Origin of the sequence: Actinomyces sp. ICM47, from assembly GCF_905369875.1 — a bacterium.
GTDB lineage: Bacteria > Actinomycetota > Actinomycetes > Actinomycetales > Actinomycetaceae > Pauljensenia.
On sequence record NZ_CAJPJE010000060.1, the window covers coordinates 1 to 11,620 of the forward strand.

7 protein-coding genes and 2 pseudogenes are annotated in these 11,620 nt (G+C 61.4%); 3 read left to right on the top strand and 6 right to left on the bottom strand.

The genetic code is table 11. The features are described from left to right. Position 1: 1 nt before the first annotated feature. The 3 genes and pseudogenes from QZ149_RS09375 to QZ149_RS09385 form a co-directional block, all read right to left on the bottom strand. Positions 2 to 6,559, bottom strand: coding sequence for a leucine-rich repeat protein (locus QZ149_RS09375; protein ID WP_291451169.1), 6,558 nt, complete (start codon positions 6,557 to 6,559; stop codon positions 2 to 4). Between the two features lie 353 nt (positions 6,560 to 6,912). Beyond that, positions 6,913 to 7,230 carry a heavy metal-binding domain-containing protein gene (locus tag QZ149_RS09380; protein ID WP_291451177.1) on the bottom strand — a complete coding sequence of 106 codons (318 nt, stop codon included), beginning with the start codon at positions 7,228 to 7,230 and terminating at the stop codon, positions 6,913 to 6,915. A gap of 114 nt (positions 7,231 to 7,344) precedes the next feature. Then, positions 7,345 to 7,710, bottom strand: a pseudogene (locus tag QZ149_RS09385) (GyrI-like domain-containing protein); the annotation flags it as partial. Between the two features lie 140 nt (positions 7,711 to 7,850). On the opposite strand from QZ149_RS09385, the gene QZ149_RS09390 reads away from it, so the two are divergent. Then, entirely contained in the window at positions 7,851 to 8,540 is a 690-nt protein-coding gene (locus tag QZ149_RS09390) for an NYN domain-containing protein (RefSeq protein ID WP_291451172.1), read from the top strand. A gap of 112 nt (positions 8,541 to 8,652) precedes the next feature. Here QZ149_RS09390 and QZ149_RS09395 read toward each other — a convergent pair whose 3' ends face one another. Continuing rightward, a complete protein-coding gene (locus tag QZ149_RS09395) occupies positions 8,653 to 9,705 on the bottom strand; it encodes a hypothetical protein (protein ID WP_291451173.1) in 1,053 nt (350 codons plus the stop codon). Next, complete coding sequence (locus QZ149_RS09400; protein WP_291451174.1) at positions 9,698 to 10,069, bottom strand: hypothetical protein; 372 nt, start codon at positions 10,067 to 10,069, stop codon at positions 9,698 to 9,700. Before QZ149_RS09400 ends, QZ149_RS09395 begins: the two co-directional genes overlap by 8 nt. A 217-nt stretch (positions 10,070 to 10,286) precedes the next feature. On the opposite strand from QZ149_RS09400, the gene QZ149_RS09405 reads away from it, so the two are divergent. Together QZ149_RS09405 and QZ149_RS09410 are read left to right on the top strand one after the other, a co-directional pair. Next, positions 10,287 to 10,679: a transposase family protein gene (locus QZ149_RS09405; protein ID WP_291451175.1), complete on the top strand. Its 393-nt coding sequence runs from the start codon at positions 10,287 to 10,289 to the stop codon at positions 10,677 to 10,679. A gap of 180 nt (positions 10,680 to 10,859) precedes the next feature. Continuing rightward, on the top strand, positions 10,860 to 11,360 hold the full coding sequence (locus QZ149_RS09410; RefSeq protein WP_291451176.1) for a transposase: 501 nt from the start codon (positions 10,860 to 10,862) through the stop codon (positions 11,358 to 11,360). Positions 11,361 to 11,476: 116 nt separating this feature from the next. Here QZ149_RS09410 and QZ149_RS09415 read toward each other — a convergent pair. Continuing rightward, positions 11,477 to 11,620, bottom strand: a pseudogene (locus QZ149_RS09415) (VanZ family protein); the annotation flags it as partial.

Here is an 11,620-nt window from a genome sequence, read left to right on the forward strand (position 1 = left end):
CTCAGCTCCACTGGCCCGAATCAGAGAAGAAGTACCACGTCCCCCCAATCCACACCCAACCGGTCACCATCACACCCGACTCCTTCAAGAAATACCACGAATCACCAATCCGCAACCAACCAGTAACCATCACACCATCGGCCGGATCAAAGTAATACCACGACCCACGAATCATCATCCAACCCGTGGCCATCGCACCACTATCGGGGTTAAGGAAAAACCACAATCCGCCAACCCTGACCCAACCAGTCGTCATAACACCTTCGGAACTCAAGTAGAACCACGATGAGCCAAGGTGCAGCCAGCCGGTGGCCATTACTCCAGTGGTCTCATCGAGGTAGAACCACGACGCACCTTGCTTCACCCAACCCACAACCTGAGCACCCGACGCCTGGTGATAAAACCACAACCCCTGATCCCTAACCCAACCGGTGCGCATATAACCAGACTCATCGAAACGATAGACGGATCCGCCAATCACAAGCACGGTGCCCTTCGGGAAAGACCCATCGGCCCAGCGATACCACCAACCACGCCCGTCACTCACCCACTCACCCTCCACGGGAGCCGGATCCGGGTTAGGAGCCGGATCCGGGTTGGGTGCCGGATCGGGCGTCGGTTCGGGGGCACCCGGCATAGCCAGGCGCACCTTGTTCGTCACGTACGAGGCGTCGCGCACCTCAACACGCAGGGCGACGTCGTTGCTGGTCGGGGTCCACGGGAAGGTCGCGGAGGCCTCGGGAGCGCGCTCCCCGTTATCCGTCATTGCGGTCCAGTCACGAACCAGCGTCTCGGTGCCATCCGCACCGACCTGCACGGCGCGAACCTGCGACGTACCAGCGATGCCACCCGTCACCGAGGCGGTGACGTCCACCGGAGAGCCAGCCGCGCCCGTGAGCGTGTACCCAGCCCCGGCCTCGGCGATGCCCGTGCCGGACAGCGTCACGGACGGCGCGGTGTAGGCATGCAGCTGCGACACGTCGATGCCCGCAGCCTCCATGGCTGCCTTCGCAACGTTCCACGCAGCCGAGCCTTCAGCACCGGCGACGTACACCTGCGTGTCCGCCTTCTTCTCATCGCTCAGGTCCTGCTCGAGATCCAGGCGGGTGAGCGTGGACGGCAGGAAGAGGACTCGCGGCACGTCCACGCCGAAGGACACGGAGGTCATGCCCTCGCCGAAGAACGCGCTTTCGCGGCGTCCGTTCGTCGGGCGACCATCGTAGACGAAGGAACCGTCCTCACCACCGCGCACGACGATGCGACGAGGCATCGGCACCCAGCTGCCCTCCATGCGGATCGAGCGCACCTTCGTGCCGTACTCGACCATCTCCAGGGAGTTGCCCACGACGCCCGTCGATGTCTGGACCGAATTCGGGATGACCAGCTCGGTCAGAGCCGCACAGCCGGCGAATGCCTCGTCGCCGATGGTCGTCACACCCTCGGGCAGGACAACGCGCGTCACCGTCTTGTTGTTGGCGAACGCCGACGCACCGATCTCAACCGTGCCCGCGAGCACCGCGTAGTCGGTGATCGCATTAGCCGCCGGGGAGAGCATCAGGTGCAGGCCGTCTGCCCCCTTGCGGTAGAGGACATTCTGATCGGCCGAAAACACCTGATTGCCAGCACCGACGGTCAGGGTCGCGATGTTGCGGTCGTTGTACAAAGCGGTCTCGCCGAAAGAGGTCACGCCCGCGCCCAGGTGGAACTGGGTGATACCCGTGCTGTCGGAGAACGCCTGCTCACCGACCGTGGTCACCGAATCCGGCAGGGTCACGGCCTTCATGCCCGTCCGGCTGAACCCGAAGTCTCCGATAGTCGTCAGCTTGTTCAGGTCGGAACGGAAATTGACGCCGTTCTTGGCTCCCACTCCCTCGAAGGCACTGCCCTTAATCGTGACAGTGCCGCCCAGGTCGATGGTATCGAGGCTGGCCGCGAGGCAGAAGGCGCACGTGCCCACCGTGTCGAAGCCCTCTGGCAGGGTCAGCGCGGTGAGGGCGGAGAGGCGGAAGGCCTCGTCACCGATGGTGCGCAACGAGGTCGGTAGAGTGACGGTCACGATACCTGCCTCGGCGAAGGCCTTGTTGGCGATCTCGGTCGTGCCCTCCGGGACCGTGTAGGAGCCGCCGGGGTTCTTCGCCGCCGGGTAAATGATCAGACGCGCGTGGTCCTTAGAGAACAGGACGCCGTCCACGGACTCGTAGTTGGGGTTCGTGCTATCGACATCGACCGAGGTCAGGGCGGACGTCTCGGCGTAGCCCGAGGTGATCGACTCGGCGGAGACCTTCGCGCCGAAGGACAGCGAGGTTAGAGCCTTGTTGTAGTCGATGAACTCAGCACCAATCGTCGTGACGGAACGAGGCAGGGCCAGGGTTTCCAGCGACACGTGCGCGAAGGCTCTCTCGCCAATCGACGTCAGCTGCGAGGGCGCGGCCACGTCGTCTTGGAAGGTAATTGTCTTCAGCGAGGAGTAGATGAACGCCTCGTTGCCGATGCTACGCACGGCGGCGGGGATCGTCACGTTCTCCACGGAGGAGTTCGCGAAGGCACGCTCGCCGATGTCGGTGACGCCCTCGGGGAGGACAACGTCGGTCGCACTGCCCTTGTAGGCGGTCAGCACGCCGTTCTCGTCGATCTCGAAGTCGTCGGCGTCGGCGGAGCGCACGGTCACGGGGATCTGCGCGGACTTGGCCGCGCCGCCCGAGGTCACGGATGCGCTCAGCGTGCCAGTACCGGCGTGGTCGCCGCCCGTCAGCGTCGCGCTCGTCGTATCCGTGCCAGCCACAACGGTCGCCAGATTGGCGGGTTCAATGCTCCAGGTCACCGCGGCACCCGCCAGGGAGGGAGCCAGGTACGCCTTCACCGAGGCCTCCTCGCCCGCCTTCACGGACAGGGAGGTCTGCAAGATCTCGATACCCGTGTCCTCAGCAATCGTGCGCACGTGGATGGTGGCCGAGGCCGACAGAGTCGGTTGGGCAGCGTCAGTCACGGTGATCGTCGCGTCACCCGCGCCCACCGCGCTGACCTCGCCGGTGTCGCTGACGGTGGCCACGGCCTCGTCCGAGGAGGACCACACCAGGTCGGTGACGTTCGCGTTCGCCGGCTCGTAGGCGGCGTTCAGCATCACCTTGTCATCCGCAACGACCGTGGTCTCGGCGGGCGAGAGGGTCAGGGACGTCATCGGGATGGTCTGGAAGCGCAGCTGCTGGCGAGTCTGGTTCTTACCCCAGTCCCACGCGTACAGGTAGGAGGTCGCCGGATCAGAGGAATCAGCGCGGTCGACCAGATCCTTCCAGGCGATCTCGTAGTGCTTGGAGTAGGTACCGTCGGGCTGACGGTTCGCGCCCACGGCTTCCTTCTCGTCGTAGTAGTGACGAGACGTGGGTGACTCGGAGAACGCGATACCGGCCAGCGGCGAGTTATCGGAGACGTCGAAGGACACAACGCGACCATCCCCCTCGCCGGTCACCGCAACGTTCGAGATCGTGGGGGCCTGAGTATCCAGCGTGAACTCCCACGTCACCTGCTGCGTCGTGGAAGAGGGCGCGACGGAGGATCCTTCGATGGTCAGCGTGTAGCGGCCGTCGGGCAACTCGTTGCCGTCTTTGTCGAAGCCGTCGAAAATCGGGTTGTTTCCCTCCTGGCTTTCAACGGGCAGGATCGCGCCCGAGGAGTAGTTGAACAGTGATTTCTTCGCGCGCTCAAAGGTGTAGGAGCGCACGGTTTCCCCTGCCTCGTTCGTGTACGTGTAGGTCAGCTTCGGCGTGTTGCGCAGCAGGCACGTGCGCGGGAGCATCTTGTTCGGCGCTTCCTGCGCGGCCGAGCGTGACATGATGAAGTACGCGGGGTCGACGGCGCGCACGGCGGTGGAGTCTTGGCCGTCCAGCGGGTTGAGCGCGCCCAGGGGCACGTCCGTCGCCGGGTTCATGAGGGTCGAGGAGCAGACGTGCGCGGTGCTCGTCGTGCCGTCGTACCACTTGCCGTCGAAGATATTTGGGGCACCCCAGGAACCGTAGAAGCCCATGTAGGGCACCGTGAGGCCCGGCTGCCCGTCGGCGCTCGTGAAGGTGACGGCACCGTCGATGAACGTGCCCTTGGGGGCGTTGGCGTTCGCGTACGAGGCGAAGGCCGCCTGAGGGGTCACCGTGACGGTCACGCTCGCGCTGGACTGAGCCGGAACGGTCACCGAGTCAGCCGAAAAAGTCAGATCGATACCCGCTCCCGCCCAGTTCTTCGAGTGCTGCGTGAAGAGCTCACCCTCCACGACCTCGGACAGGGCCTGACCTCCGAGCGTGTAGGTGTGAGCGTCATCGGAGACATTGGTCAGCTGCACCTGAAAGGTCCACCCGTCGGTTCCGTCGCCCAGGTCAGCCTTGGGACGCGACGGATTCGCGGCCCCCACCACGCTCGGGTACACGGACGAGGTCGTGGCCGCCAGCGCGTCCACCTGACCCGCGCCGACGCGACGCGGGGAGTAGTAGGTGCCGTCTCCCTGCTCGAGGTCGACCAGAGGGTGGGCGGTTCCCATGAGGAAATTGGAGACGAGGGCAGTCTTCTCGGAGGCAGAGAGCTTCTTGAAGGCCGGGTCCTCATTCATGCGCTGGCGCACGAGCGTCGTGATGCCTGCCACCTGCGGGGTGGCCATCGACGTGCCGGACATCGAACGGTACTCGCCCCCCAGGACCGCGGACATGATGTTACCGCCGGGGGCGGCGACCTCGGGCTTAAGAGTCAGGTCCGGGGTGACGCCCCACGACGTGAAGTCGGAGATCGTGGGGTTCGTGGAGGCAAGTGTGAGGCCCGCGTGGGGGTTCGTGATGGAGATGGAGTGGGAATCGGCGGCATTGATGGCCTCGATCAGCGTGTCCTTCTCCTTCTTCGTGATGGTCACGGTCGGCATCGTGTGCGTGGATTCGATGGTCGCCACGTAGGGTGTGTCGGCGTCCTGGGAGTCGCCGAGGATGAGGGCGGCCGGCTTCGAGCTCAGCTTCGTGAGGCCGCTGACCTTGGCCTCGTGCGTCATGTCCGCGCCAGTCGCGCTGTCCGAACCGCCGCGGTCCTCCAGGACGATGGTCGTCGAGAGGTCGCCGGGGTGTTCGGCCACCATCTTCTCTAGGGCTGCCGCGTCCCCGATGCCGCCGTAGATGACCGTGTAGGTGTCTTCGTCGATGTCGAGCAGGCTGGGCACGAAGGCGTCCTTGAGGCCGCGTGACTTGCGGTAGACGATCTGCTTGTCTCCGTAGGTGAGGTAGGGCAGAGCGTCCTGGTTATTGACCGAGGCGATCGACAGGGTCGACCCGTAGGACGCGGGTTCCGAGACCGTGCCCTCGTCGGGGTCGGTCGCGTACGGCAGCCCCTTGCCGGAGTAGTTGGAGTAGGCGCTCGAGTACGAGTTACCGGCGGCCGCGTTGACACTCACCCCGGCCTCGGCGAGGTTCTTGTAGACCTCCGCGTACACGGTCCCGGCCTCACTGCCCCAGCCCGCGTCGTCGCCGAGGGACAGGTTGATCGAGTCGGGCTTGATGATGACCGCGTCGTCGAGGGCGGCCAGCACGGTGCTGTCAGGGATCGAGCCGTCCTTGTCGGCGGCGACCTTCGCGACGATGATCTGGGCGTTGGGCGCGGTGCCCTGCAGGTCGGGCGCGTTGGCAGCGGCGATCGCGGCAACATGCGTGCCGTGGGAGAGATCCTTGGTGGAGGTGGGCAGCACGTTCGCGTCGTTGTCGGCGTAATCGAAGGCGAAGGGAATCTTCTTGTTCAGGTAGGCACCCTGCTTGCCGTGGCTCAGTGTGCCGACCAGGGACTCGACGTCCTTGTGCGACAGGCGCACGGGCACGTCATCCATGGGGCCAGAGAATGCCGGGTGCGTGGACTCGATGCCCGTGTCGATGACCTCAATAACCTGCTTGTCACCCTTCTGCGAGGTCTGGTTCGCACGGGTCATCTCCAGGGAGGAGCCGTTCTTCAGGTCGGGGCTCACGGCATCAACGCCGTTCGCTCCCGTGTCGCCCCCGACGACCAGCGGCTTGAGGTGGCGCTCGATGAAGGCCGCCTTGACGCCCTGCGTGGCCTTGATGGTCTCCAGCGACGAGGCCGGGGCCTGGATCGCGAAACCGTCGAAAGCCTTCGTGTAGTCGAGCACGTCCGTGACCTCCGAACCGGGCACGGATGACTCGACGGCTGTCTCGATGCGGTCCTTGACCGTCTCATGCTTCGTTGAGGTCGACAGTCCGAAGATGCGGTTATACCAGGGAATACCGACGTTGCCGTCCTCCAGTTGGACGATGATCGTCGTCGGGGTGTCGTCCGCGGGTTCCGGGGTGATGCTCGCACTCTCATCCCCGGCCTCGTCCGTGGTGTCGGAGGGCGCGGGGGCACCCGATTGCGCGTCATTCGACGAGGCCTGGGTGGCCTCGGGCGCGGGAGTGTCACTATTCGGGGTGACGGTGGATTGCACGTGGTTTTCGTCATCGGCCGCAAAGGCCGCCGGCATGCTGACGGTGGTCGCGGCGAGAGCGCCGGTGACGACCAGCGCCAGTACCGTGATTGATCGATGGGACATCAGTGGCTCACTTGGTTGACAACTAGGCATAGGCGCACGCATCGTGACAGCACACCCAGCGTCAAGGGTAGGGCCGTGAGCAGCTTCGACCTATACCTGTCCAACTTTCTTCTCACTATGTGTGAAGAGCTTTACCCCACCCAATCCATAGGGTACACTATATTAATTTAGCATCGCCTTAGTTGCGATGCTTCCATGCTCTTTCACCTGATCGCCCGCTCGTTCTCCTTCCCCGCCGAGCCACAGCGCAGGAACGCAGAGACGACGACCCGCCGGGAGGCCTCGAGCATCGTCGCCCGTGACCAACCCGGCGGGTTCACGTGTCAGGCTGCCACCGCCTCGGCGGCTTCCTCTCAGAGAACGACGGCCGTTCCCGTCGCGATCGCGGCAAGCATACCGTTGTCAGACCCTGCGGTGAAGTAGTCGACCTTCACGCCGACAACCGCGTTCGCTCCCATCGACTGCGCGCGTGCACACATCTCATTGACGGCGGTCGCCGACGCGTTGCCGATTTCTTCCTCATACTGGGAGGCGCGGCCGCCGAACATGTTGGACAGGCTGGCACCGAAATCCTTGAACACGTTGACGCCGGCAATCGTCTCGCCGGACACCATGCCGATGTAACGCTTAATCGGCGCACCCTCGACGGTCGGAGTCGTCACCACAAGCATCATATTCTCCTTTGGTTAGGTTGTGATCGGACCAACATTACCCGCGTCGCCGGGCGAGCGCCACCATGTCCACCCGCGCAGGATCCTCGCGCCGCGTCGTCGGTTCCCCATCCCTCAGCTATCCGCAAGCGGCTTGATGGGGTGGCGGATAACCGTCTTGAGTTTCTCGGGGGCAACCTTGCGCGCGTCCGACAGGTAGATCTCGTGATGGCGACGCTCGTCCGTCACGTCGAGCACGTAGCCCTGCTCGCGCGCGTAGGCATCCATGGCCTCGACTGTGGCGGGTTCGGCGTCATAGCTGCCGACGTGCAGGCACTGGACACACAGGCCCTCGTCGATCATGAGGTATTCGGCTGTCGAGCAGTCGATCTTCTTTTTCTTTGTTGCCTCGCGGACCGCCCAGTCGAAGTCCTCGCGCGTGACGAAGTCGGGCAGACGGATGACAGCGCCCCACTGGAAGGCCTCCTTGTGCGCATCCACGCGCTACCCTTCAGCAGATCCACGGCACATTGTCTTGCATAACGGCATGCACAGCTGCTATGCTTCCTGTCATAGCTCCCCGTCATCCCTAGGGATTGGCGGGGTTTACTCTATCCGGAGGCGTCACAATGACTGTGCGTATGGCCGTCGTCATCGACTATCAGAACGTTCACCTCACAGCCGCCCAACTCTTTCTGCCCGGCCGCCCTATCGAGGAGAGCCTGATCGACCCGTTTCGGTTCGCGAAGCAACTTGCGAAGGCACGTAACAAGGATGGCCAACATGAGGTTGAAGTTTCACGAGTCGAAGTCTTCCGCGGCATCCCAATCCCCGACGACGACCCTGACGGTTACCGCCGCAACCTTGAGCAACAATCACAATGGGAGTACGGACATCACAATGCCGTCTCGGTAACTTTGCGCCCACTCAAGTACAACTGGGAATGGATGGAGGGAAATAAGATTCCGATCCGATCATCTCGCAGAGAAAAGGGCATTGACGTTATGTGCGCCCTCGCACTCGTTAGGCTCGCCCGATCAGGCAGCTACGACGTCGTTACCCTCGCCTCGCGGGATACCGACCTCGCCCCTGCCCTTGATGAAGCACACAAACTACAGGCCGCAAAGATTGAAGCGGCAAAGTGGTACGACCCCTCCGACAGGCGAACGTTTGGAACGTATAAAAACCGAAGCGCGGCTCTGGACGACCTCCATGAACCGAGATCATTTCATGGGTTCGCTAGACCCTCGAAACTACGAATAGGTCCATTCCCACCACAAGGACACCACACGAGGACATTGCATGAGAATGCACATTTACGGGGCTGCTGAAGACGACTCCCCCACCATCCTTTTTATTCACCCGATGCTCTCGTCGGCCTCGCGCCCACCCCTCCCACCAACACGAGCGGTACCATAAATCCAATGCCCTAGACCATACCACTCAGTCTCCGTAACACCACTTACCATCCCCATCGACACTCAAAGACCAATACGACATATTCTCAACAATTTTATCGAAATTATTTGAGACAATGCTCCGAATTCTGGGATTCGGATCCACTTCCGCAATGTATAGCGCAAGAAGCCTAACAACCAGCTTATTGACATCACAGACCACACGAACCTCTCGCACATCAGGAAACTTACCACGGCTCGAGTGCTTAATTGCATTATATGTATTCGCAATAGCTTTCGACATTCCAGCCAGACCACCAAACACACTCGGCAATTCAAGATCAAGAACATGCAAACACCGATAAACACACAATGCAATCGGAAGATTTCTCCCCCTCCCCTTCAAACAACCCTCCCCATCACGCTCACCAATCAACTCACCAGCCGCCTCCATGCTCATCGAGGTCGAAAGGATTACATCCTCCATGAAAACACCTTCGCGGCCAAGCACATTCACACTAGGCAGAATAAAACGCTCCCACTCACAATACGCCTCACCCCAAGTTTTCATCCCGCTTGCCTCAACAGTCTGCAAGCTAGCGAGCAAATCTATTGACCTACTACGAGACGGGACATCCCGAATAAACTCAGCGCATGTGCGCGAGCTGACTAGTTCAACACGCGGCCTAATTGGATCTTTCCCATCTCCAATGGTGTACGAAAATTGAACATCACTGAGAGCATGCCGACGAAAGTACAGCTGTCGCCCATACATGAACGTCATAAAATGACGAACCTTCTGCTGCTCGCGATAATGGTCTTCAAAGCACTTTGAACCAGAATCGAAACTACTGACAATTGACACGTTATCAGAAATTATGTGTTTTCGCTGATACCCATCTGATTCTGGACTCTCAGACCAAGTTGGCTGAATGCGCATCCTCGCATCACCTTGAACCCATTCGACCCCAGGCTCTGACCGTAACATGAACTCAAGTTGATAAGGAATATTTCTCTCATCCACCGACGGCTTCACACTCACAGCAGTTAGCTCAGACCAATCATTCAAGCCATCAAACCAACTATACAATTCATCCATAAGGATGAGGATCCTCGAAGCTACCCTCGCGCGAATCAAAAACTGCAACCGATGGCTGCAACCTTCCTATTGACGCATTTGCGCGTCCGTACGACTCACGATGTTCCAGCCACGTGATACCAAACAGACTGACACAGCCCTCAGGAGTCAGAAGCTCCATATTCGTCGGCGCCTTCCGCGAAGTGAACCACCGCCGCACATGTTCAAACTGTTGATTATCCGTTCCGAGAAGATATGGAATCTCTACAACAAGACCTTTGTGACGGTCAATCCTTATCGTCGCACCAACAAACGGTGTACCTTCGACGCCATCATCAAGTAGCCCGCTCAGACTCTCGTCGAAATCAAGATGGAAGTTTCCCATGGAGCAATTTTACAGGCTCTTCCGAGTTGAGTGTGGGTGACCGGTTGTTGGTCGGGGGTTGCGTGTAGAGGTCGAGGTCCTTGATGATGAGCGGACTTCTACCACTGCTGTCGTCAAGGGACCTCGGGCGGTGTCTCACCCTACCTGCTGCTGCTCTGCGTCGCTTGATCGTTGTGATCGGTGTGATCTGCTCGTCGGTTTGGAGGGCTTCCATCTGATGAGCGTGGCTCGCACCTTACAGGCTCTGGTGCTCGACATAGAGTCCTGTGATTGCCTTGCTGGCTGCCCTGGTTGTGGGGTGATCGCACAAGGCCACGGTCGCGTGGTGGTGGAGGTGATCGACGCGCCCTGGGCCGGGGTCCCGGCGCGGATCCGATGGCACAAACGCCGATGGATATGCCGCGAACACACCTGCCAGATCGCGACCTTCACTGAGCAGAACCACTCGGTGTGTGCCCCCAGGGCGCGTTTGGGCGCCCGGGCGATCCGCTGGGCGATCCGACAACTGCGTTTCGCAGGGAGCTACTATCGCTGGCCTGGCCGGACAACTCGCAACCACGTGGAATACCGTGTGGTCCCATATCAAGCCGTGCCTGCAAGCCGCATCTGATGACCCTGCCCGTTTTGCGGGGGTGCGGGTGCTGGGGGTCGATGAGAGGTGTGTGGCATCACCAGGACCGACGCCGCCGGGGCCCACGTGAGCTCACCGGCATCGTGGACCTGACACGCGGGGAGGATCATCCCACGGCCCGCTTGCTGGATCTGGTCCCGGGAAGGTCTGGCACCGCGCATGAGAACTGGTTGGCCGAGCGTGGAGAAGACTTCCGTGCGGGGGTGCGAATCGCGACGCTGGATCCCTTCCAGGGACAGCAAGAACGCCATCGACAATCAACTCCAAGATGCCACCAGCGTGCTCGATGCCTTCCATATCGTTAAGCTCGCTGGCGACGCTCGAGGTGAGGTGCGCCGCCGCGTCCAGCAAGTCCGATACGTCTTCCATCAAGCCACACCCGCCCAAGACCGACGCCTGGCCGCCCGGCTCATCGAGAGCCTACCAACGTGTCCCATCCCCAAAATCGCTCGGCTGGGCCGAACCCTACGCAAGTGGAAGGACGCCTTCTTGGCCTACTTCGACACAGCCGGAGCCAGCAACGGCCCCACCGAAGCCATCAACGGAATCGTCGAACTAGGCAGACGCACCGCCAGAGACTACCGCAACCCCGCCAACTACCAACTCCGAATGCTCCTCATCGCAGGAGGCCTAGACGCCTCCACCCGCACGCAACTGTGAAGAGCTTGAAAACCTGACTGCATGATCAACAGACACAACCAGCAAGTTGTGTATGCACGCTAGCACCGTGTCAAGCTCCAGGGCAACGCGCTTAACTAGCTTCGTTCTTGATACCTCTACGCACCCATGAAGCGCGAGTTGCGCGCGAACAGGGGCAGGAGCCGCACGCCCAGGTAGGTGCCCAGCGCGTTCGTGATGACGTCGTCGATGTCGACGACGCGGTACGTGCAGGGCACGAGGCCGAACAGGCCCGTGTACTG

Bases quoted from the DNA above. Each gene is read 5' to 3' on its own strand.
- QZ149_RS09410 (WP_291451176.1), top strand. From the start codon at position 10,860: ATGAGAACTGGTTGGCCGAGCGTGGAGAAGACTTCCGTGCGGGGGTGC.
- QZ149_RS09380 (WP_291451177.1), bottom strand. From the start codon at position 7,230: ATGCTTGTGGTGACGACTCCGACCGTCGAGGGTGCGCCGATTAAGCGT.
- QZ149_RS09400 (WP_291451174.1), bottom strand. From the start codon at position 10,069: ATGGGAAACTTCCATCTTGATTTCGACGAGAGTCTGAGCGGGCTACTT.
- QZ149_RS09405 (WP_291451175.1), top strand. From the start codon at position 10,287: ATGAGCGTGGCTCGCACCTTACAGGCTCTGGTGCTCGACATAGAGTCC.
- QZ149_RS09395 (WP_291451173.1), bottom strand. From the start codon at position 9,705: ATGGATGAATTGTATAGTTGGTTTGATGGCTTGAATGATTGGTCTGAG.
- QZ149_RS09375 (WP_291451169.1), bottom strand. From the start codon at position 6,559: ATGTCCCATCGATCAATCACGGTACTGGCGCTGGTCGTCACCGGCGCT.
- QZ149_RS09390 (WP_291451172.1), top strand. From the start codon at position 7,851: ATGGCCGTCGTCATCGACTATCAGAACGTTCACCTCACAGCCGCCCAA.